Source organism: Gynurincola endophyticus (assembly GCF_003991195.1).
GTDB lineage: Bacteria > Bacteroidota > Bacteroidia > Chitinophagales > Chitinophagaceae > Gynurincola > Gynurincola endophyticus.
In genome coordinates, this window is record NZ_RCWL01000003.1 from 19,276 (window position 1) to 41,912 (window position 22,637).

Annotated in this window: 19 protein-coding genes; 3 read left to right on the forward strand and 16 right to left on the reverse strand. The window is 35.9% G+C overall.

Going from position 1 to position 22,637, the window contains the following annotated elements; all coding sequences use genetic code 11:
- Positions 1 to 58: 58 nt before the first annotated feature.
- Positions 59 to 583, forward strand: coding sequence for a hypothetical protein (locus D9O48_RS06670; protein ID WP_126971927.1), 525 nt, complete (start codon positions 59 to 61; stop codon positions 581 to 583).
- 79 nt (positions 584 to 662) lie between these two features.
- Here the strand turns inward: D9O48_RS06670 and D9O48_RS06675 are convergent, their stop codons facing one another.
- From D9O48_RS06675 to D9O48_RS06740, 13 genes are all read right to left on the reverse strand, one after another.
- Positions 663 to 1,679 (reverse strand): TerC family protein, encoded by a 1,017-nt coding sequence (locus tag D9O48_RS06675; RefSeq protein WP_126971929.1) that lies wholly within the window; start codon positions 1,677 to 1,679, stop codon positions 663 to 665.
- A gap of 7 nt (positions 1,680 to 1,686) precedes the next feature.
- On the reverse strand, positions 1,687 to 3,198 hold the full coding sequence (locus D9O48_RS06680) for a helix-hairpin-helix domain-containing protein (RefSeq protein ID WP_126971931.1): 1,512 nt from the start codon (positions 3,196 to 3,198) through the stop codon (positions 1,687 to 1,689).
- 7 nt (positions 3,199 to 3,205) lie between these two features.
- Positions 3,206 to 4,639: a PP2C family serine/threonine-protein phosphatase gene (locus tag D9O48_RS06685; protein WP_126971933.1), complete on the reverse strand. Its 1,434-nt coding sequence runs from the start codon at positions 4,637 to 4,639 to the stop codon at positions 3,206 to 3,208.
- Positions 4,640 to 4,742: 103 nt separating this feature from the next.
- Positions 4,743 to 5,381, reverse strand: coding sequence for a vWA domain-containing protein (locus D9O48_RS06690; protein ID WP_126971936.1), 639 nt, complete (start codon positions 5,379 to 5,381; stop codon positions 4,743 to 4,745).
- Between the two features lies 1 nt (position 5,382).
- On the reverse strand, positions 5,383 to 6,021 hold the full coding sequence (locus tag D9O48_RS06695) for a vWA domain-containing protein (RefSeq protein WP_126971938.1): 639 nt from the start codon (positions 6,019 to 6,021) through the stop codon (positions 5,383 to 5,385).
- A gap of 2 nt (positions 6,022 to 6,023) precedes the next feature.
- On the reverse strand, positions 6,024 to 6,635 hold the full coding sequence (locus D9O48_RS06700) for a TerD family protein (RefSeq protein ID WP_126971940.1): 612 nt from the start codon (positions 6,633 to 6,635) through the stop codon (positions 6,024 to 6,026).
- A 5-nt stretch (positions 6,636 to 6,640) separates the two neighbouring features.
- Positions 6,641 to 7,195 carry a TerD family protein gene (locus D9O48_RS06705; protein WP_126971942.1) on the reverse strand — a complete coding sequence of 185 codons (555 nt, stop codon included), beginning with the start codon at positions 7,193 to 7,195 and terminating at the stop codon, positions 6,641 to 6,643.
- Positions 7,129 to 8,001, reverse strand: coding sequence for a phosphoribosyltransferase family protein (locus tag D9O48_RS06710; RefSeq protein ID WP_199750524.1), 873 nt, complete (start codon positions 7,999 to 8,001; stop codon positions 7,129 to 7,131). Before D9O48_RS06710 ends, D9O48_RS06705 begins: the two co-directional genes overlap by 67 nt.
- Positions 8,002 to 8,005: 4 nt before the next feature.
- Positions 8,006 to 8,734: an HAD family hydrolase gene (locus D9O48_RS06715; protein WP_126971946.1), complete on the reverse strand. Its 729-nt coding sequence runs from the start codon at positions 8,732 to 8,734 to the stop codon at positions 8,006 to 8,008.
- Positions 8,679 to 9,338 (reverse strand): stress protein, encoded by a 660-nt coding sequence (locus tag D9O48_RS06720; protein ID WP_126971948.1) that lies wholly within the window; start codon positions 9,336 to 9,338, stop codon positions 8,679 to 8,681. The genes D9O48_RS06715 and D9O48_RS06720 overlap by 56 nt, the downstream gene beginning before the upstream one ends.
- A 768-nt stretch (positions 9,339 to 10,106) precedes the next feature.
- The gene (locus D9O48_RS06730; RefSeq protein ID WP_126971952.1) at positions 10,107 to 10,769 is read right to left on the reverse strand and encodes a response regulator; all 663 of its coding nucleotides are present in this window, start codon (positions 10,767 to 10,769) and stop codon (positions 10,107 to 10,109) included.
- Positions 10,770 to 10,774: 5 nt separating this feature from the next.
- Positions 10,775 to 12,418, reverse strand: coding sequence for a tetratricopeptide repeat-containing sensor histidine kinase (locus tag D9O48_RS06735; RefSeq protein WP_126971954.1), 1,644 nt, complete (start codon positions 12,416 to 12,418; stop codon positions 10,775 to 10,777).
- Between the two features lie 98 nt (positions 12,419 to 12,516).
- Entirely contained in the window at positions 12,517 to 12,699 is a 183-nt protein-coding gene (locus tag D9O48_RS06740) for a hypothetical protein (protein ID WP_126971956.1), read from the reverse strand.
- Between the two features lie 384 nt (positions 12,700 to 13,083).
- Between D9O48_RS06740 and D9O48_RS06745 the strand changes: the two genes are divergently transcribed.
- The gene (locus D9O48_RS06745; RefSeq protein ID WP_126971958.1) at positions 13,084 to 14,007 is read left to right on the forward strand and encodes a hypothetical protein; all 924 of its coding nucleotides are present in this window, start codon (positions 13,084 to 13,086) and stop codon (positions 14,005 to 14,007) included.
- 77 nt (positions 14,008 to 14,084) lie between these two features.
- On the opposite strand, the gene purL is transcribed toward D9O48_RS06745, so the two are convergent.
- Positions 14,085 to 17,756, reverse strand: coding sequence for a phosphoribosylformylglycinamidine synthase (gene purL / locus D9O48_RS06750; RefSeq protein WP_126971960.1), 3,672 nt, complete (start codon positions 17,754 to 17,756; stop codon positions 14,085 to 14,087).
- Between the two features lie 594 nt (positions 17,757 to 18,350).
- Here purL and D9O48_RS06755 point away from each other — a divergent pair.
- Entirely contained in the window at positions 18,351 to 19,754 is a 1,404-nt protein-coding gene (locus tag D9O48_RS06755) for a serine hydrolase domain-containing protein (protein WP_158624838.1), read from the forward strand.
- Positions 19,755 to 19,877: 123 nt separating this feature from the next.
- On the opposite strand, the gene D9O48_RS06760 is transcribed toward D9O48_RS06755, so the two are convergent.
- Positions 19,878 to 21,209 (reverse strand): Fic family protein, encoded by a 1,332-nt coding sequence (locus D9O48_RS06760; RefSeq protein ID WP_126971964.1) that lies wholly within the window; start codon positions 21,207 to 21,209, stop codon positions 19,878 to 19,880.
- A gap of 211 nt (positions 21,210 to 21,420) precedes the next feature.
- Positions 21,421 to 22,530: a TlpA disulfide reductase family protein gene (locus D9O48_RS06765; protein WP_126971966.1), complete on the reverse strand. Its 1,110-nt coding sequence runs from the start codon at positions 22,528 to 22,530 to the stop codon at positions 21,421 to 21,423.
- Between the last annotated feature and the right edge of the window lie 107 nt (positions 22,531 to 22,637).

A 22,637-nucleotide genomic window follows, 5' to 3' on the forward strand; every position in this document is an offset into this window, starting at 1 on the left:
TTTTTATACTTATAATTGTTATTCGGAACACGATTTAAAACATAAGTAAATTATTGATTTGAAAAAAATTGCTTCATTTTTACTAATACTATTGTCTTTAAGCAATATTACTTTTGGGCAAAATACAAAATCAACAAGAGTTTTCTTAAACGACAAAGTAGAAATAACGCTGGAAGATTCGTATAAAGAAGAATCACAGGAAAAAATAATTAAAGAATATCCTGACCCGACCATGCGCCCCTCTGTAATACTGGTAAATAAAGAAAATAAAACCAGTATAAAATTTATAAAGATGCCTCAGAGAGTTAGTAACAGACAGGTAAAGGAATTTAAAGAATTTCATATGAGTCATATGAAAAAAGAAAGAGGTATTGAATGGATAGAAGATGGAGTCATAGAGCAGTTTGAAAAAAACATAGGGTTTATCAAAGTAATATATACTGAAAAAGAATCATTTACTTACTTTCTTTTTACCAGTCTGGACGGACAACTTTTACTAATCAATTTTACCAGCCCTGCTAGCGCCTGGCCGGATATAAAAACTTACGCAGAAGAAATTATGAGTTCGTTGAAAGTTAATTAACTGTACTAAAGAATTGAAATAAACCATACGACGAGCTTTTTTGTTAATATCATTTGTCGTATGGTTTATGAATGTATAATTACAAGGAAGGAATCTTTTTTTCCGGAAACATTAAAGAAGCTATTACTGAAATAATCAACACTCCACCAACAATACCTAAAGAAATAGTAGAAGGTATGTGAAGCCATGGGGAAAGAACCATTTTAATTCCGATAAAACTTAGTATAATAGAAAGACCATACGGCAGTTTACTAAACATATGAATGAAGTTTGATAACAAAAAGTAAAGTGACCGTAAACCTAAAATGGCAAATATATTAGAAGTATATAAGATAAAAGGATCTTTTGATATTGCAAAAATTGCAGGAATAGAATCCACAGCAAAAAGCACATCCGTAAACTCAATAACAGCTACAACAACCAACAAAGGAGTTGCAATCTTAATTCCTTTTTGAATAGTAAAGAACTTATCACCGTCATAATTATCACTAACTTTGTATAAGCGTTTTATCAATCTTGCTCCAGCAGATTTACCAAAGTCCTGATCTTCCTCATCATTTCCTCCGCCCCATGACTTAATGCCAGCATAAATAAGAAAGAGGCCAAATAAAGTAAGTACAATATTGATTTGAACCGGTTTACCTAAGAGTTCAAGAACCGGCAAATAAGTAACATTTATTATTCCGACACCCGCGAATATAAATACAGCCCTGAAAACCAAAGCACCTAAAATACCCCAAAACAATACTTTGTGATGTAATTCCCGGGGAACTTTAAAGTATGAGAACACAAGTATAAAAACAAAAAGATTATCGACAGACAATGCTTTTTCTATCCAGTAAGCTGCCTGAAACTGAGTAAACTTTTCAATGGCGAGCTCATTTCCTGAAGAGTCAGTATTAAAAACCCAGTAAATAACCCCAGAAAACAACATAGCTAAACAGATCCATATGACCGACCATATAGTAGCTTCTCTTGAAGATATGACATGAATTTTTTTATTAAAAACACCCAGGTCTAATAATAGCATAATGATCACCGTTATTCCAAAACCCCATAAAAGTCCAGGGTGCAACTCTAAAATACTTTTTTCCATAATTATTTTATTGATTTATGATTGTGACATATAAAAGACGTCCCCCATCCTCATCAGAAAGCCTTACTTTCATTCCACTTGACAATTCAATCATAGAGTTTGTGGGAACGTCTTTCTGATTTGTAAGATCTCTCATACCCTGTAACCCTGTATTAACAAGCACCCACTTACCTTTGTGAAATGTAAAGTAGCCTACAGGTGTTTTATCTTCTTTAGAGATATTTTCATTTCTTATAAACTTTCTGGATACATGCCACTTAAAAAGATATTGATTATGATAAACCATTAACCTATGATTTTCTGACTTCCATGTATCATTCTTAAACTTAAAGTATAAATCAATAACTGGTAAAGAGCCTTTATATCTCGTACCACAAAAAGGACATTGCGGTTTGGATGTATTATCGAAGACATACCATTTTTCTTCACATACAGGATTGGTACAAGGCTGTATTAAATCTACTGTTTTAAGCAAGGCGGTTTCCCATTGATTTGCAATCGGTCTCTTTATAGGGTCATGCAATCCATCTACAAAAGCATGCTTAAATAACTCTGAAAGATAAGGACCGGTAATAGTATATGGTAACTTGTTTGTATCTCCCCAAAACGCATCCCACTTTCTTAATTGATCTACCTTTACCCGATTAGTAATATCCATTGGATGTTCGACGAATAAAGCTTTTTCGCCCATTGCCAGAAGCTCATCCTTTTCAGAGTCTACATCCCAGATCTTTCCTCCCCGTAAAGGATGACGCCTTAGTAAATACATATATATCAGAACAGCTAACGCATGCAGATCTGTTTTTTGATTGGGCAATATTCTGTTTGGATCTGTAATATTCAAATGCTTTGTTCGCAAAACTTCGGGAGCAATGAAATCTGCAGTACCAATTACTTCCGGGGGAAATAAGCCGGGAACCACCAATCCATCCAAATCAATAATATTTGCAGATTTTGTAACCGGATCTACCAAAACATTATTATAAGACAAATCTGAATGAGCTAAACCCATTTGATGCATTTTCTTAACTCCCCGGCATATGTTTATAGCTACTTGAAAATAACCGAGCCAGTCACCCAATTCTGACCTGTCTAATGAAAGTGGGTATTGATTGTTTCTAAACGAAGGAGCAGTAAACCATTTTCCTACTTTTTCTCCCCCTTTTATGGTGTCTGAATTTTGATATCCTTTAGAGAAAAAAAATCTGGAACTATAAATAGGTACAATTACACCAGTTTTTCCTTCCTTTTCCACTGCATCATAAGGCCATCTAAAAACATCCTCCAGAAAATAATCTGCAGCATTTCCTTTTTTGATATTATCCAGATACAAAGTAACAATACGTTTAATTCTATCCTTTTGATTAAAGTCTAAAGGACTTCTAAAAAAAGCTACAACATACTTTCTGTCTGGCGAAAAGTAGACGTCTTTAACTCCCCCTTGCTTAGGGCTTCCATCATCAACATATTCATAAATTCTTGTAGAATCAATGACAGAAGCAACTTTTATAATTTTCATATTATATTTAGTAAATGATTGCTAATGTTCTATCATCGTGATTCCCTTTACTCCAGAAATCCATCCATTTTAAAAGATCGATCTCTATATTTATGTCATTGTCAAAATCAACTTTAAACTGATCTTCATTTATTCCATTCAAATCATCCATAAAAGCTTTCCAGGTATCCAAATCTTCCAGCTTATTTTCTGTTACAAACTTTGCATCATAAATTCCATCGGTCATTAAAAATATTTTCGAAAAGTCCTGAAACTTATGAATTGCGAATCTGGAACTCATACTTGGATTGTTAAAAATCTCAGGCATTGTAATAAATCTCGTACCTCCGCCGAACTCCCCTACATCCAGCATATTTAGCAATTTAACCTCATTAAAATCTTTTGAGATTACGTTGATAGGACAATCTCCAACCCCAAAGGAAAGAACCGCATATCCAAAGTCAAACTTTTTTATCAGCGTAAAAATCAAGGTAGTATTCAGATCTTTTATTGAAATAGATTCCTGTTTTGCGTAATCAGACAACAACGTGTGTAAACTTCTTACAGACTTATACAATATGTTTATTATAGAAGATTTTATCTTTATTTTTTCTTTTTCAAGAGTATCTTCACCTGTATCAAACGGATTATCCGTCTTAATCGAAAGATCTTCATGATTGCTATCAGAGAAATAGAGATGAATCAGATGATCTAACTCTAACAAAATAGTTTCATTATTAAATAATTCAACAATACTTTCTGTTGCGATCCTGGAACCTTCTCTTGCATATTTTGCAGAACCAGCACCATCAGCAACTGATATAATACTCCATCCATTCAACAAATCCTTACTACAAAAATGATCATCCCTAGAGAGCCCTTCATGTGCATGCGACCTTCCTCTTGTTGATGCTATTACAATTTTTCTATCTAAAAAAGAACCAACGAAGCATTCCATATCTCCTTTCGCATATCTCAGGTTTTTGTCGCTCGGTATGTTGTTCCATAAGTCTTTCGGATCTGCATTAACTAACAGAGTAACTGTTTTAATATCCTCACTCTGATTCTCATCATTCTTATTGTAAAAGGATAAATACAATTCAACTGAATTAGCCAACAAGGGTACTCCGTAAACAGATACGGCCTCAGCATCAAAATTCAGTCCTATTGAATCAATATTTTTTATCTCTTTAATTACAATATTCGGATAAGGAGTCAAATCAAATGTGTAAACATATTCTTTCTTAGCACTTGCATTATCCATAACAATTCTGGAATTCTTAAATTCTTCCTTATCCTTGTATATATTGACAATATCTATTATCTGTTTTTTTTTATCAGTAATAGACCTGCTTAAATCTGCGATTCTGGCGTTTTCGGTTAGTTTTAAAAAAGTATCACTTGCAATTTTAGCAGGGTCGATGTTGTTTTCTTCCAACAGGTTCTTTAAAAATATTTCCATTAATAGATTTTTTAAATATCAGGCAGGCGGATGTATCAGGGAGTTATAAGAAAGTAATCTCTCCTCCGGATTGTTTTATTCTTCAAAGAAATTTATAGAATACTTATCCTTCAATAACAAGTTCTGCAGGGGGCGGCGGTAATGTAATAATCTCTCCCGTACCCTGAGATTTACTACCGAGCTCTATGGAGGAGCTTACCCATCTAAAGAAAGACGTTAAAGTATTGGCATCAGTCGTATCAAGCCTTACAACATTTTCTGTAAGCATTTTTAGTGACTCAACTTCAGCTTTCGGACCTGCAGCACAACCAACAATAATTCCAAAATCAATGTTTTTTATTTTAGCCACAAACTCTTTATATTTTCCAATATCTGAAGGTTTTCCATCTGTAAAAACAAAAAGTAGCGGTTTCCAATCACCCTTACGGTCTGAAGAGCCTTTGATTAACTCTCTATTTACCAAAGTGTACAACATTTCAAGTGCTTCACCCGTATGTGTCGGACCACTTTCAGGACAACGAATTTCTACAGGTTGAAAAGTTACCAGATCAGTTAAAGGAACCAGATTCTTCACCACTTTATCAAAGGTTATTACGCTCAGAAATAAGGAATCTACTGCTTGCGGGTCCATTCGTAACATATTCACAAGTCCATTGAAACCATTATTTAATGCTTCAATCGGCTCTCCATGCATAGAACCTGAAGTGTCTAATAGAAAATAGGCTAGTAGTCGTCTATTCATATCATGCTACTATTACTAATTCTGACGGAGGTGGGGGTAAGTGTTCTAAGCCGGTTACTTCTTTACCAGACTCTTCTACTTTTGTTGAAGATGTAGAAATAGAAGCCGTTACCCATTGAAAGAATTTAGAGATACTATCTGAATCAGCGTTATCCAACCTAACCACTGAGTTAGTAATCTGCTTCAACACGCTATCATCTGCTGCATGTCCTGCCGCGCATCCAACAATTAAACCTTTATTTACAGACTTTAAATTATTAAACCCTGACATCCAATCGTCTGTTGGCACTCCATCAGTCATAATAAAAATCAGAGGCTTCCAATCACCTTTTTGTTCAGTGGTTGTTTTAATAATTTCAGTATTTAATCTATCCGCCAACAAGTTCATGGCGGCGCCTAGAGATGTAACACCGCATGCCTGAATATTCACCATTTGAAAAGATGCCAGATCTGTTAGTGGAATAATTTGTTTAGCATCTGAATCAAAAGTAATTATACTTACAAATGCAGTTTCTATAGCTTGCGGATTTTGCCTTAGCGAATGCATCATCATCTGAACACCATTCTTTACAGCCTCGATCGGTTCGCCGCTCATCGATCCGGAGGTATCTAATAGAAGATAAACAGGTAATCGTCTCATATTTATAAAAATGTTTTTTGTACAGTTACAATAGTTTGTTCTAAGTTTTTGTCTTTTGTAGGCTCACCGATTGCATTAAATTTCCATTCGCCATTTCGCTTGTAGAACACGCCCATTATCATAGATACATGACCCATAAAATTCGGTTCTTTAGCGATATTATACTGAGCTATACCATTCACTACACTGGTTGGCGTTCCCTCATAAATCCTGATTGAAGCAAATGGTATTTTTGAAAAGTCTTGACCAAGAAAACTATTCAAAACAAAGGCTGCATAGGCAACAGAATGATTAATTCTGGAAAAATCAATAGTTATTATTTCATTATCAAGTCCATCATCACCGTCTACATCACCCGTCAGATCATCTCCGCTATGCCTGATTGCACCATCACTCGAAATCAACTTTCCGAAATAAACTACATCTAACACATGTCCAGAAGCATCAAATAAAATACAGCTGGCGTCTAAATCAACAGACTCTTTCGAAACACTTCCAAACAATGATTTTTTTTCAATAGCCCCCCAATTTACCCCGACACATATATTTTTTAACAGATCGACGCTATTCTTTTTTAAATCTATTCGTTGTCCTTTTTGAAGATTTATTGTCATCTTTTCTAATTATATTTCTTTAAATAATCTTCTAACCCACCCTTCATTCCTGCACCTACAGCCTCAAACTTCCATTCACCGTTTCGTTTATAAATTCGTCCAAATTCTACAGCTGTTTCAATTGAAAAATCTTCTTCCAGTTCGTATTTCAACAACTCTTCGTTTGAAACTGAATCAACAATTCTTATACAGGAATTACGCACCTGTCCGAAATTCTGATTACGTGAAATTGCATCATGGATAGTAACTACTATACAAATCTCATTTACACTAGCTTCAACTCTTGATAAGTCTACTATAATTTGTTCATCATCACCATCCCCATCTCCAGTCTGATTATCACCGGTGTGAACTACAGCATCATTTGGAGATTTTAGATTATTATAAAAAACAAAGTGTTGATCCGATACAATTTTTCGATTTTCTCCTAACATAAAAACAGAAGCATCCAGGTCAAATCCACTTCCAGTTGTAGAGTTGTTAGTATCCCAGCCTAAACCAATGGTAAACTTTGGTGCGCTAATACTTTGCCGTTGTCCTTTTTGTAAGTTAATTGCCATAGTAGATTGTTTAATTTTTGTAAATTTTTTTTATACTCCATTATTTTATGATAATTATTGCTAATAGCTAAATCAAACAGCTCACGTTTCTGTTTACTCTCAACTCGTTGAATCACGAACATAAAATCAATATCTTTCATTAAAAGAATATACTTTACTATCCTTGTATTGAATTTAAAAACGGAAGACCTCATAATGCTGACAATATCTTCAGGAGATTTAACAGCATAATAGTTATAATAATTTTCTATACTCGGGTGAATAAGTTTATTGGCAAGTTCTGCGAAATATACAAACACAAATCTCCCAGACACATTGTATTCCTTAAGTATCTTATTTATTGTAAATTCATGACTTCCTGTAATTTTTATATCATCTAAAAAAATACAAAATTTACCTTCTACAAATTCTCTATCTATATAATAAGAGTCATTTGAAATCAAGTCAATACGTTGCTTATAATCCAGATTTCCATAATCTTCAACATAAGTTTGTTTTCTATGAATTTTGCTATTTAAACATGCATCTCTCTTATTCATATAGAGAAACTCATTCAGCCTTTTTCTGAAAAAGTAACAAAGAAAATTAGATGCAGTAGGTATTGAACAATAAGGACTGGCAAGCAATACAATTTCTTTTTGATTTAACAGAACACTGCCATATTCCTTAACAAAGCCATCAAAAAGTGCATTTGCCATTTTTTCTGCCCAGGAAGTATCTCCAAACTTAAATAGGCTATAGCCAGACGCATCAAACATCAGATCATTCCTATGATTAATTTTATGTAAACTGTATGTAAAATTCACAACATTATTTTTTTATTAAAAGAGATTGAAATCCAGCAGCACGTGCACCATTAAAATCAGCGATTATACTGTCTCCTACATGTAAGATTTCATTTCTGTAAATATTTTTTATTCTTGATACATTCTGAAAAAGCAATTCAAATGCTCCGGGTCCAGGTTTTGATAAGCCTGTTTCATCTGAATATAGTTGAAAGGAAAAGTATTTCTCAAATTCGTAATCCCGAAGTGCCGTCTTCAAAACAGCTCCATTCACGAAAGCGGTATTGCTTAAAACACTTATAGTTTTTCCTTTGCTGACTATTTTTTTAAATAGCGATATGATATCTTTCTGAATCAACAGCGGTTTATATTTAACAAACAATTCATCGGCAGCTGTGATAAAATCTTTAAACTTTTTATTTTCCACATTAGCCACATACACATTCATTTCTTTTAATAAAGACAAGTAAATCTTTTCACGAGGTATGTGTAAACCGCTTTTTTCTGAAATCCTATTAGCTTCTTTATCATAGAACCTGATAATCGCTTCAATTTCATTGATAGCTGATTTTATTGAAAAGACATCTTTTAATAACTCAGTCCTTTTTGTTTTGTATAATGGATTTGACCTGATCAAGGTCATCCACATATCAAAGGAGACATGCTGACATTTGTTAATATCTAATTCCATTGTTGTTTTATTTTGCGCCTGAAGTCCATCTAAAACCCCAACTATAAGCCTTGTCACACTCATTATGAGAATTATGAAATGTTACAAGCTTCTTTACGTTCATTGAATCCGGGTTAAACATAATCTCTGCTATAGCACAAAATTTCTTTATACTATTTTGCTTTCCGAGCTCTACTTCTACATCAGGATTTCCTGCAACTTTTATATTTACAACAGCATTTGTATCTGCCCATCTTGCTACTCCATCATAAATGAAACAATAAACCACAACCCTCTTAAGATCTCTTACACCAATTGGGTTAATTAAAATATTTTCTCCGGAACCAATATTACTACCCCGGTCATCACCCGTGTGCCAAATCCATGGGCGATCAGTATACCTGCCCTGATTAGTAAGTCTATCTTTAGCACCTCCCCGTCCTTTAGAAAACTGAAGACCATCTATCACCAGCTTATCACCATTGTTTAACTCATAAAAGCACCCTAAGTCAAGATCAATATCTGTATTCCTTCCTAATAAGCCAGCCAAAAAACCTTTTTTTGATTCACCATTAGACCAATTGAGGTTAATTAAAATTTCTTTTTGAAAAACTTCTCTTTTCTTTAAATCAATTGAATGACTATCGCCTTGATTTTTTATTGTAATTTTTTGCAGATTAATTGACATTTTTATATCTGATTTGGTTTTATTGAATATTGCAGCTATCGAGTGCCGTTAATTTTCCCAACTGCAAAGTGACTTACCCTGATTCATTGCACTGTCAATTGATATTTCTACAATCTTATATCGGCATTTTTGTATTCCTATACAGTTTACCTTATAGTGATATTTTACTGACTGATCGCTTTCGCATACAAATACATTTCGTTCGGCACAACCTGACGTGATTAACAATAATGATATATACAGGCAACTCTTCATTGCAGATTAAAATATTTGTATCAAGAGCATAAATATCCCAATGATGTATACGACAGCAACCATACATCCTCCGGTTACTCTGCTATAAACCCTATTGTAAGCAGCCCTGCGAGGGTCTGTAATCCAACCCCAACCTTTTGGGGCTTTTAATCCCATTGATTGTCTTAGATAACGCTTAACAGAAGTTCTCGCAGCTATACGCTTCTTTATTGAAGGTATTCTGAAACCAGTTTTCATTATAATTGCTTTTAGTACATATTAATGAAGGATTATCATTTCTAACAATAATGCTTTACATGAATAGATAAAGGGTAGTAGTATCAAAACTTCACTACGCTGATTTTTATTAACTAATCTGTCGAGCTATCATTAGAGTAGCAATCTTTCATATTGAATTGCTTAATGACATACTAAAAGTAACCGGCTCTGCTGATCAATTTTTACGGAAAACCGTAAATCCCAAAAAAAATGTTATTTTAAAAAGAGGAGGTAAAAAGGGGCTATTGAAGTATATTATACAACTCCAATCTTTACGCAATGTGCTATTAATTGTTCATTTGTAGAAAATCCGAAGACGTCTTTGATATAATTGAGTCGTTTTTCAATACTGCTTAAACCGGAGGGAGTAATATTATTATCCCTTAGATATTCAGAAATTTCTTTTTGACGTTTACCCTGTACCATAAGTGATATTATAGTCATATCATACTCGGTAAATTCATGATTATTTTGTTTCAACTCCTGAGTGAATTGTATTGGAAAGTATCTTTGATTGTTATCGATTTGATGAATTGCTTTCATTAGTTCCTTTGCATCTCCACGAGCTTTCCTGACATAACCATCAATGTCGCATTCACCGAATAGTTTTTCTACAACAACTGATCTTCCTTCGGCAGAAAATACCAGTACCTTTAAATCTGGCTGTATAGCTCTTGCTGCAATGATTAAATTTCTACCATTAGAAATTTGTTGTTTCCGATGATCTTCTTCAAAGTACAAGTCTGTTATTAAAAGGTCGTAGGAACTATTTGACTGACATGCTTTCTCAATCCTGATTAGTGCATCATCGCAGTAATAAACATAATCAGCCTGATCGCAACCAATCTCAGCTAATGTTTTTTGAACGGAAATACTTGCACTTTCGTGGTCTTCGGCAATGAGTACTTTTTTTATCATATTACTTATTCGATTGGAATGTAAATTTGAATATTCAACCCTTTTGCGGGTGTTTTATCAAAAATAATTCTACCATTCATTTCCGTTATACGGCTTTCCGTATTCTTAAGCCCATTTCCATAATTAATATCGGGAGACATGCCTATACCATCATCATTATAGTCGATAACCACACCTTTCTGTTTAACATCAAACATTATTTTTACATTTTTTGCTTTGCTATGCTTTTTCATATTGATCATTAGTTCCTGTAAAACATGCTCAAGCTGTGTTCTCATTTTTAAAGATAATTGATCCCAGAATTCCTTAGAGTTTCCAATAATCCAGACTTTCGTGTCATTCGACGAAAAAGACTTTAATAGTCTGGATACAGATTCCTGATAATCCGGACGTAAAGCCTCCATCTGGTCGTATGAAATATCACGCGATTTTTCATACAGTACTTCCATTTCATCCAACAAATCATCTTTTTGATTAATCTGCTCATGTTCAACCTTTGCCATTAATCTGTATAAACCATTTGCAACTACATCATGCACTTTTTGTGAAGTTTTCAATTGATGTTCACGTATTGTTTGTTGTTTTTTTCTCCTGTACCAGATAAATCCGAAGGCTGCTAACAGAATCGTAATCAAGAGCAATACCTGTTGCCATATAATTCTTACTTTCTTTTCTGCATTCTCTTTCTGTAATACTAAATTGTCTGCCTTTGCCTTTTCCGCGTCATATCTTATTAAGGCAAATTGATTTTTTGCATTATTTCTTTCAGTTTGTATACTATCGCTCAAATAAAGGTATCTGTCAAAATATTCGTCTTTTACAGCAGAAGATCCCAGACTAATAATTTTCTTCAGCGCTTCTAACTCATCGTCTGCGCTTTTTAGCTGACGCGCTGTACCATATAATCGGGTAGCATAGATTAACGCAGAGTCAGCATGTAGTCTGGCATAAAAATCAGACAAATGAGAAAAGCTGGCATTCAGGCCAAGACTGTCTTTTTCTTCTCGGCGTATATTCAATGCCTCCCATAGCTCAGGTAATGGTTGATACCGGGAATTTTCCAGCCATTTTGTTCTCGCCAGATTCGATAAAATACGGGCATATCGTTTTTTACTATTGGTAGCCCGATCAATAATAGAATTATAGATATTAATAGCGGCTGCATATGCTTGCTTTTTTTCAAAAGCAACTGCTTTATTACTTAATACAATTAATTCATAATCACCGTCATTGGTAAATTTTAAAGCTCTGTCGTAATAATCTATAGCAGCATTGTAGTTTTTCAGACGTTCGCTCGTTCTGCCCAGTTCATTATAAGTAGAGAAAAAACAGTGGAAATGATCTTCCTTTTTTTCATTTAAGTGCTTCAATGATTGTAGTAAGCTTTCCTGACTACCAAAGTAATCGCCGGCACCATATTGAATAATGCCCATGTATGTGTAGGCGCTGGCAATTTCTAAACTATCGGAAGAGGTAGTAGCAACCAGATTGAAGTAATAAAAAGCCGAATCATTATTAATATTAAAAAATGATTCTCCTTTTCCAAAATCGACAGATTCTTCGGGAGGAGTGACTTGATTAAAGTCATTACATCCTTGAAAACCTAAGACAGCAGCAAGTAGTATTAGAAAAATAGGTATTTTTATCAAGACCGCTATTTTTTTAAAAATACAGAAAATAACATATGCTCTTTCGTTAGCGGCAAAAAAATAAGGCAAGAAAAATCTTGCCTTATTGGTTAAGCCTGTTATGGAACTGGTGGTTTCGGAGGTTTTGGTGGTATATGTTCTGTTTCACCACCCGTACCATCGTCGCCGCCATCACCACCATCACCGGTGTTACTGGATTGTGTATAGTTCGTACCTGTATTTGGATTATGTGCATGCCCCGGCCATAACGCCACTAAAAGGGCGAAAAATAAATATAACATTTGATTATTTCTTGAATGAGTGAATGGATACTGCTCCCGGGCATTAGCTCCGGTGCAGCGTTGTTAGCAGAGCAAGAGGAAAAACCTCTCACGTTTTTTTGGGAAGAGATGAGTATTGATTACGGAAATCCGTAAACGCTTCCCAAAGACGGTTATTAACTTCCGCTTTCAATACTCAATGTGAAACCGGCGCTGTACAGTAAATCTCATGGCCTGTGAGATTTCAACCGATTTCGAGAACGAAGATAGTATGGGATAAAGGGCTGATCTGCAAGCGATTCCGAGAATTCCGATCATTCCTTTCGAAACCTGATGATTCCTGTTTAATTCCGGAAAAGCCGTATAAATTCCTATAATTCTTTTTGACTTATTTAATTTTTTGAGATGTATCGTGATTATATCGACGCCATTTTAGCCTTATACAATAAAAAAAGAGAAACAAATGATGTTTCTCAAAACATGATAGAACCGACTCCCGCTCAATTAAAAGATGAGTGTTTTATTATTTGTAATGAGCGATTTGAACAACGGGATATCAGCATCTTAAAAATTTTCTTTGGAGAAGGAACCGATAAAAAAACTGCCCTGAAAGCAATTGAAGATTATCCGACAGACAAGTTTAAGCCGCTCGTTAATTTTTTAAAAAACAAAACTAAAGACCCGGAAAAAAAGACGGTAGAACTTTTAGCCTGGTTAATTGATTTTAAACCAAGACCTTTTGAGTTGGGAAGAAAATATGTGGTAAACTTATGTGAAGCAATAACTGATCAAAAAGATGTTGAAGATTTGAAAGAGGATAAAGAAGTGGAGTTAATCATAGAAAATGAAAGTACAAAAGATACTGAACAAGCTATCCGTGCAGCAGTAAATTCAGTAGCAGACTCCTCAACTAAAAGAAATTTGAATTTAAAAAAGATGATTGGGCCCGTTATTTTGCTAGTACTAATCTCTGGCAGTATCTATTGGTTTAGTAATACTCAAGATAACAGTAATTCACCCATGAGCCTCTCGCTGAATGAGTCCTGCATGTATTGGACGGGTGAACAATACGAACAGATTTCCTGTGGTCAAAAAAGAGGCGACACCTTAATTATTGCCCTGGATACTGAAAAGCTTAAACGTCTAAAAAGAATTACTCAAACAGATACGATCAGTTACAATTCAAGAGGGTTCGTATGGTATGTGAAGATCAATGGAGAATTAGAATATTACACTTCGGATGGCCAACATCCGGTTCATCAGCAACTAAGGCTAAGACCTATTACTGATTACATTATCAGAAAGTATATTAAAGGAGAAACAAACTAACTCAACTTATGGAAAGGATATAAAACAAAAAAGTCCCGCTAGTATAAGCGGGACTTTTTTTATCATTTGTCAAATTCTTATTTCTTATTCGCATCACACCAAACTCTGGCATTCACGAAAGCTTCTAACCAGGGAGTTACCTCGTCCTGGCGATTTTTCGGATAGTGTGCCCAGTTCCACTGGAAGATTGAACGCTCAATATGCGGCATGGTTACCAGGTGGCGGCCGGTGGCATCACACATCATCGCCGTATTGAAATCCGATCCGTTCGGATTATGCGGATATCCTTCATAAGCATATTTCGCAACGATATCGTATTGATCTTCGGTATTCGGTAATTTAAACTTTCCTTCACCATGTGAAATCCAAACGCCTAATGTAGACCCTGCTAAGGTTTTCAGCATGATTGAATTATTCTCCTGTAATGTTACAGATACAAAGTTAGATTCATGCTTACCCGAAACGTTATGATGCATTTTACCGTGTACAGCATGATCAGGGTTAATTAACTCCAATTCCATGAACAACTGACAACCGTTACAGATACCAACAGACATTGTATCAGGGCGGGCAAAGAAGTTGTCTAAGGCTTTCTTCGCTTTCTCATTATAAAGGAACGCACCGGCCCAACCTTTTGCAGAACCTAATACATCCGAGTTAGAGAAGCCGCCTACTGCACCGATGAATTGAATATCTTCCAGTGTTTCACGACCTGAAATCAAATCGGTCATGTGAACATCCTTTACATCAAAACCTGCCAGGTACATCGCATTGGCCATCTCACGTTCTGAGTTTGAACCTTTCTCACGAATAATTGCTGCTTTAGGGCGAGGTTTAACAGCGTCTATCACAGGTTTTTTTCCCGTGAATTGAGCAGGGAAATTATATTGTAATGGTTGTATTTTATAGTTATTGAAACGCTCCTGCGCCATTCCGTTTTTAGATTGCTTCTGATCTAAAAGGAATGATGTTTTATACCAGGTATCGCGGGTTTCAGCAACATTAAATGTAAAACTATCAGCGTTATTTTTGAAAGAAACGTCTTTTCCTTCTACAACAGTTCCGATTTTTATAACTTCTATACCGGCGCTTTTTAATGATTGTTCAAAAGCTACATCATCTTTCGCCTGTAATACGATCGCAATGTTTTCATTGAAGAATGCTTTCACGGTATCAACTTCATTCAACGCGCTAAGATCATAGTTTGCAGCAAGGTTTACATCCGCAAAACATAATTCAAGTAATGTCGTTATTAAACCACCTGAACCAACGTCATGGCCGGCAGCAATCTTATCATTATTTATTAATGCCTGAACTGCATTAAACGCTTTTGCAAAATAAGCAGCATCCTGAATAGTAGGTACCGTTGTTCCGATCTTATTATTGACCTGAGCAAATGAAGAACCTCCTAACTTGAACGCATCTTTTGATAAGTTGATATAATAAACAGAACCTGCATTTTTTTGTAAAACCGGTTCTACCACTTTATGAATGTTTGTACAATTCCCTGCAGCAGAGATAATCACAGTACCCGGAGCAATCACATCACCGTTAGGATATTTTTGCTTCATCGATAATGAATCTTTACCGGTAGGAATATTGACACCCAATTCAATTGCAAAATCAGAACAAGCTTTCACTGCCTGATATAAACGCGCATCCTCACCTTCGTTATTACACGCCCACATCCAGTTGGCTGAAAGAGAAATTCCTTTCAAGCCATCCTTAACCGGTGCAAATACGATATTCGATAAAGCTTCGGCAATTGCATTTCTTGAACCCGCAGCCGGATCTACCAACGCTGTTAAGGGAGAATGGCCTACAGTGGTTGCAATACCTTCAGTAGATTTATAATCCAATGCCATTACACCGACGTTGTTCAAAGGCAATTGCAACGGACCTGCGCATTGTTGTTTTGCAACACGGCCACCCACACAACGGTCAACTTTATTGGTTAACCAGTCTTTAGAAGCTACCGCTTCTAATTGTAAAACCTGGTTCAGATAGGTTGGAATATTTTTTACATCATAAGAAAGATCGGCATATACGCGATTTATTTTCTTATCCTTCATGATGGTTTTAGGCGACGATCCAAAGAAATCTTCCAATGCATAATCCATTGGTTTTTCACCGGTGGTTTTTGATTGGAAAGTAAAACGATGATCACCGGTTACATCTCCTACGGTATACATCGGTGCACGTTCACGGTCTGCCACTTTTTGCAGAATATCTATATCTTTTTCACCGATTACCAGTCCCATTCTCTCCTGTGATTCGTTACCGATAATTTCTTTTGCAGAAAGAGTAGGATCTCCTACCGGTAATTTATCCAGATCAATCAACCCGCCGGTTTCTTCCACTAGCTCAGACAAACAGTTTAAGTGTCCACCTGCACCATGGTCGTGAATAGATACGATCGGATTATTATCAGATTCCACCAATCCGCGAATCGCATTGGCTGCACGTTTTTGCATTTCCGGATTTGAACGTTGAATGGCATTCAACTCAATTCCCGAACCGAAAGCGCCGGTATCAGCAGAAGATACTGCCGCACCACCCATTCCGATTCTATAATTTTCTCCTCCTAATACTACGATTTTGTCGCCTTCTTTAGGAGTATGTTTTTTGGCCTGGTCTAATTTACCATATCCGATACCGCCTGCCTGCATAATCACTTTATCATAACCTAACTTACGACCATTTTCTTCATGCTCAAAGGTCAAGACAGAACCGGTAATCAAAGGCTGCCCGAATTTATTACCGAAATCAGAAGCTCCGTTAGAAGCTTTGATCAGAATATCCATCGGGGTTTGATACAACCACTGACGTTCCTGCATCGCTTTTTCCCAGGGTCTGTCTGCTAACAAACGGGAATAAGCAGTCATGTAAATAGCAGTTCCAGCTAAAGGCAATGCTCCCTGACCACCGGCTAAACGGTCGCGGATTTCACCGCCCGAACCGGTTGCTGCTCCTGAAAAAGGTTCTACAGTAGTAGGGAAGTTGTGGGTTTCTGCTTTTAACGACAATACTGATTCAAACTCTTTTTCAGTGTAAAAATCAGGTTTGTCGGCCGACTTCGGCGCAAACTGAGTCACTTTCGGACCTTTTACAAAGGCCACATTATCTTTATACGCAGAAACGATACCGTTTGGATTTGTTTCAGACGTTTTTTTAATCAATTTAAACAGTGATGTAGGCATTTCTTCTCCGTCAATCACAAAAGTTCCGTTGAATATTTTGTGACGGCAGTGCTCTGAGTTGGCCTGAGAAAATGCAAAAACTTCAGAATCAGTCAGCTTTCGACCAATCTTTGTTGACAGGTTATTTAAATAAGTTACTTCTTCAGCACTTAACGACAATCCCTCCTGCTTGTTATATGCATCAATATCTTCTATTTCCAGAATAGGTTCCGGAGAAATATTAATAGTGTACATATCCTGAGTAAGTGAGGTATATTTCTGCGAAATCATCGGGTCGAAATCGCTGAAATCGGCTGCTACAGGTTCAAACTCTTCAATGCGGATAATACCGGAAATACCCATATTCTGTGTAATTTCCACTGCGTTCGTACTCCATGGTGTAACCATTGCTGCACGTGGGCCCACAAATGTGCGGTTTACAGTCGTTTCGTCGAGTTTTTGCGCGTTTCCGAAGAGCCAGTTTAGCTTTTGAATGTCTTCTGCAGAAGGAGTATTTTCTGTTTGAACACCATACACAAGATCCTTAGGGTTCACAAAGAAATGAATCATTATAATGTGTTATGAAGTCTATGTAAATTAAAGCGCAAAATTACTAAATATTTCGGGATTCCGGTAATCGCTCATCTCCTAAATCAGTTCGGTATAGCAGTAGAAATGTTAATATTCTTACCAGGACTACGTAGTGGGGAAAACCGAGGCTGACAGGAATTGAATTTTCTTCTGTTGATCGGTGTTTTTACCATTAAGAAATTAAGATACCCCTGCCGCTTCGCTTTGGCTCATTCTATCTTATAATCACCATCATAAATATGAAGAAAATGAAGTTGAAAAGCCAATGAAGTGCTGTTTTCTGCGCTGCTTTACCTTCATACCTTCATTCTCTTCCTATTTCCTATTAACATTTCAAACATAGGAGAAATTAAGCGCATTAAGTTTGCAGTAAGCCGTATGACTATATCCTAATACACTCTTTAATAAAAACTCACGCTATTCTTCATCCTTATTAATACCCGTGGCAAGTGTCATCCCCCCAATTCTCAAAGCTAACGAACAAAATTAACCATTAAAAACGACCTCAATCTACGAAAGGTTCGTAACTTGGTTAAAATGAGAGCTCCATTGTCATAGAAAAACAAAATGTACATGAAAAAAGTATTAATTACCCTTCTCGTCCTGATTCCCATTACCGCATCGCTGCAAAATACAGTAAGCAGTCAATCATTTACGGAAACGGCTGCGCGTCTCGACTCGTTTTATACCGAATTGTATAAATACAGAGAGTTTAATGGTAATGTATTAGTTGCTGAAAAAGGAAAAATTATCTATCAGAAAAGCTTTGGAATAGCTAACCGTTCTCCCAATACATCCCTGAACGATCATTCTGTTTTTAACCTTGCCTCTGTAACAAAACAATTCACAGCAGCGGCAATAGTTTTACTGCAAAAGGAAGGGAAATTATCTTTCAGCGATAATGTTTCGAAATATATACCTGAACTATCTTTTTATGATGGCATTACCATCCATCATCTGGTTCATCATACATCAGGATTACCCGATTATACCATACTCTTCAATGACAACTGGGATTCCTCCAAAATTGTTACGAATACCGATGTTATTAAAAGATTCGCAGACATAAAACCTGCTGTAAAATTTAGTGCAAATGAAAAGTTTGAATATAGTAATACCGGATATCTTCTACTGGGTTCTGTGATAGAACGGGTTTCTGGCCATTCACTCAATGATTACCTGCAGAAACATATTTTTCAGCCTTTAAAAATGAATAATACAAATATACTTTTTGTATATAAAGACAAAACAGTAGTTCCGGCACTCGCAAAAGCTTATACGGAAATGCCTGATGGAAGCTTTTCAGACTTTTCGAAATATGGTTACAAGTTTGATGGTGTTTTTGGCCAGGGAAGATTATACTCTACTACGCCTGACTTGCTAAAGTGGAGCGAAGCATTGTCGAACCATACATTATTTACAGAAAAAGAGAAGGCTGTCATCTTTACCAGTTCGTTGTTAAACTCCGGACAACCTTCAAAATACGGAGCCGGATGGTTCATCGATAGTAGTTCAACCTATGGTAAAAGAGTTTACCATAGTGGCAGCTGGCCGGGTTATATGACTTATATTGAAAGATTTCCGGATACAGACAGAACGATCATTATACTGCAAAATGACGGTATGGGTACCAGTAGCTGGAGAATACCTGACTCAGACACCAGAAAAATATTATTCCGACAACCGATGGAGAAAGATTTAAGAGTATCAGAAGGCCTGCTTCAGCAATGTTCCGGAACTTATATTTCAGACAATAATGAAGCATCCACAATTACTGTGAAAAACTATAGATTGTACGTTACAACCGGTGGTAAAGAGCTCGGATTATATCCTTTGACTGAAACAAAGTTCGTTGCATCTGGAATACGACCGCAGCTAACTTATACTTTCTTGCTGAACGGCGACGGATCGGTAGCAGGGTACCGGATAGAGCAACCGGAAAAAGGTGTTGACCAGTTCATCAAAAGAAAAAAATAAAGGCTTACTAATATCTCCTAATTTTTGAAGAATTAGGAGATATTAGGAGATCATTAAAAGTGTAGACAACGGATTGTTATTGATATTCAACACAATAAAATTAATGCGCTGATCTCATTTTAGTTAAAACTTCTTTTTTAGCAGTTTTGTCAAAAAATCACCCACTGGCAAAAACTGACTTTTCAGGCCGTTTTTTCTTTCTTCTAACAACTCTTTTTCTACTAATCCTGACAAATCATTTCTCGCTGTCTGATTACTCACTCCAAACATCGTTTGAATTTGTTTGACCGTAAAATAAGTGTTCTGGTCATGAATCAGGTTTTGCAAAATAGCAATCTGACGGTCATTAAAGTTTGTGTGTCTGAGCAGAACAAGCAAGTTCCTCTTTTCTTCTGTTTTACGCTGTATATATTTTTTTAAATCCTCGAGGGCAATACGAATAGCCCTAAGGTTGTACAGTAAAAAATAGGTCAGGTCATTTTCGTCCTGTTCTGTGTATAGATAAGCCCGTGCATATTGAGCTTTAGAATTGAGTATGATTCTGGATACGGACATATACTCAATCAGCCAGTATCCTTTTTTAATCAGAAACCAGTAAAAAATTGTTCTTGCCGTACGACCATTTCCATCTACAAATGGGTGTATGTAACCGATAAGAAAGTGAAGTATAACTCCCTTAGTAATGGGATGCACAAAAAATGAATTTTTCTCATTACTATTTGCCCAGTTACAGAAATCGCACATTAGCTGATTCAAATTATTAAAATCCGGTGGCACATAAACACTATTTCCGGTTTGTACATCTACTACGCTAATATCATTACCTGTTCTGAAATGTCCTTCATCTTCTGCATCAGAAAGTGTTGACCGCGTGAGTATGCCATGAATATGCTTTATATTTTCTACAGAAAATGGAAGTTCTTTATTTTTAACGATCCACTTCATTGCTTCATAATTATTAAGAATCATTTGCTCTGAAGTATTTCTCGGCTTCCTGTTTTTCTCCAACATTTCTTTTGCCACTTTTCTTGTAGTAGCAGCCCCCTCTATCTGACTGGAAGCAATTGCTTCTTCCATTAATGAACTTATGAGATATTTATCTCTTTCTTCTGCGGGAATAATACTTTCCCCCTGAATAGTACCTCCAAGGTTCAGGTCAAATTGGTGTAGAAACTCCTGAACAACCGAAGGATTTCCTAAGCGGAAAGTAAATCCATCTATTGCAGATATTTGTATTCTTCGATTAGAAAGTCTATGTGTTTTTACCGTATACCATAGTAATTTCGGGTCAATGCCCCACTCCAATGCAAGATATTTCCACTTATCCCAATAGTAGTATTTCCTGTCAGAAACATCCAGGAATTCCGAAAAACGACCGAGCTGTATTAATTCATCCAGACCATCGGAATAAATAAATCCTTTTGCAACAAAAGGTGGTTTTGCGGGCAACCTCATATCTTTCCTAATTTTTACCAAATTAGGAAAAAAAAGAACAATATCTCCTAATTTTTGAAGAATTAGGAGATATTAGGAGTTCGTTAAAACATACTCAATGAATTGTTCTTGATAATCAACAACATACAAAACAAAGCCGTGAGCTGTTATTGTTCAATATTTATTTTTAGGAGTTTTTTCTTTACTGCAGATCGATGAGGATGCATCTATTTTATGGTTTAAGATACTCTTTTATAAAAGCTTCCAGCTCTTTTTCATCCATATCAACTTTGACATATTCCCCTTTCTCATTCACCAATGCGAAAAAAGGAACACCATTTCCATTTACAAGATCAAACACTTTATTCGCTTCACCTTTCGAGCCTTTGGGATCTATCAGATTCATCCATACCAATTTTTCTCTTGCGATATATTTATTCCAGCTGTCTTTGTTATCATCGAGCGAAATACCTATTATTTCTAATCCTGCAGTTTTATATTTTGTATATAATTCTCTCAGAACCGCATGTGTTTCGATACAGGGCTTGCACCAGGTTGCCCAAATATCAATCAGCGTAAGTTTATTGTTAAGTAAAGTATTGAGGTTTACTGCTGTCTTTTTATCATTTAACAAGTATAGGTCTGGTACTTTTGCTCCCTCCCTTAATAATGACGAATACTTTAACTTCTCTTCCAGTTTAGTAATATAATAACCCTTCTTTACAGGTAGTTCAAACAAGTTTAAAACAGAGTCAGTTTCACGATCATTCATAAAGCCAGCTCCATATCTGTACAAAAAATAAGCCCCTACATAGTTTTGCTTATTCCTGATAATAAAATCTTTTTCATACATCTCTTCAAAAGCAATAATCTTTTTTGCCAGCTGGCTACCAATTTTCCTTTCACGTTCTGCAAGGTCTTTTCTTTTACTAAGACTGTCGGTAGTATACCGGTACAATCCAACTAATGAAGAAAACTTTTGCAAATGATCATTCATTATCCGGTTCGATTGATCAAACTCCATTTGTGGTACAGCAATGTTAAGGGTAGAAAAGGGAGAAGATAAATTTATCCATCCTTTCTCTACAAAAAACTCGGTCGTGGTAGTCTTTTGGCTTGAAATTTCAGTAACATAAAAACGAAACAATGCCGGATGCGGGAGCATTCCCGTAAAACGAAAAACACCATTATCAGAAACCACACTATCAGAATAATCAAGATAGCTGAGGTGAATTTTAACAGGAGATGCTGCCTCGATATGACCTTTTAGTACAAATTGATTCTGACCAAGGCCCAGCAGAGCCATCACGATAAAACTTCCAATCAATATTAATCTGTTCATTGAGATTTTTTTAGTGATATAGTTCGTTTCACGACAAAAGTCAGCAACAAAATAAATCTTTTTTCCCAAAACTCCTAATTGATTAGGAAATTTACTAATCGGTTAGT

What these genes read in the sequence shown, in the direction of transcription:
- D9O48_RS06755 (WP_158624838.1), top strand. Translation starts at nt 18,351, where the DNA reads ATGAAAAAAGTATTAATTACCCTTCTCGTCCTGATTCCCATTACCGCA.
- D9O48_RS06745 (WP_126971958.1), top strand. Translation starts at nt 13,084, where the DNA reads ATGTATCGTGATTATATCGACGCCATTTTAGCCTTATACAATAAAAAA.
- purL (WP_126971960.1), bottom strand. Translation starts at nt 17,756, where the DNA reads ATGATTCATTTCTTTGTGAACCCTAAGGATCTTGTGTATGGTGTTCAA.
- D9O48_RS06675 (WP_126971929.1), bottom strand. Translation starts at nt 1,679, where the DNA reads ATGGAAAAAAGTATTTTAGAGTTGCACCCTGGACTTTTATGGGGTTTT.
- D9O48_RS06760 (WP_126971964.1), bottom strand. Translation starts at nt 21,209, where the DNA reads ATGAGGTTGCCCGCAAAACCACCTTTTGTTGCAAAAGGATTTATTTAT.
- D9O48_RS06695 (WP_126971938.1), bottom strand. Translation starts at nt 6,021, where the DNA reads ATGAGACGATTACCTGTTTATCTTCTATTAGATACCTCCGGATCGATG.
- D9O48_RS06680 (WP_126971931.1), bottom strand. Translation starts at nt 3,198, where the DNA reads ATGAAAATTATAAAAGTTGCTTCTGTCATTGATTCTACAAGAATTTAT.
- D9O48_RS06715 (WP_126971946.1), bottom strand. Translation starts at nt 8,734, where the DNA reads ATGAGTGTGACAAGGCTTATAGTTGGGGTTTTAGATGGACTTCAGGCG.
- D9O48_RS06720 (WP_126971948.1), bottom strand. Translation starts at nt 9,338, where the DNA reads ATGTCAATTAATCTGCAAAAAATTACAATAAAAAATCAAGGCGATAGT.
- D9O48_RS06730 (WP_126971952.1), bottom strand. Translation starts at nt 10,769, where the DNA reads ATGATAAAAAAAGTACTCATTGCCGAAGACCACGAAAGTGCAAGTATT.
- D9O48_RS06700 (WP_126971940.1), bottom strand. Translation starts at nt 6,635, where the DNA reads ATGACAATAAATCTTCAAAAAGGACAACGAATAGATTTAAAAAAGAAT.
- D9O48_RS06765 (WP_126971966.1), bottom strand. Translation starts at nt 22,530, where the DNA reads ATGAACAGATTAATATTGATTGGAAGTTTTATCGTGATGGCTCTGCTG.
- D9O48_RS06705 (WP_126971942.1), bottom strand. Translation starts at nt 7,195, where the DNA reads ATGGCAATTAACTTACAAAAAGGACAACGGCAAAGTATTAGCGCACCA.
- D9O48_RS06740 (WP_126971956.1), bottom strand. Translation starts at nt 12,699, where the DNA reads ATGTTATATTTATTTTTCGCCCTTTTAGTGGCGTTATGGCCGGGGCAT.
- D9O48_RS06690 (WP_126971936.1), bottom strand. Translation starts at nt 5,381, where the DNA reads ATGAATAGACGACTACTAGCCTATTTTCTATTAGACACTTCAGGTTCT.
- D9O48_RS06685 (WP_126971933.1), bottom strand. Translation starts at nt 4,639, where the DNA reads ATGGAAATATTTTTAAAGAACCTGTTGGAAGAAAACAACATCGACCCT.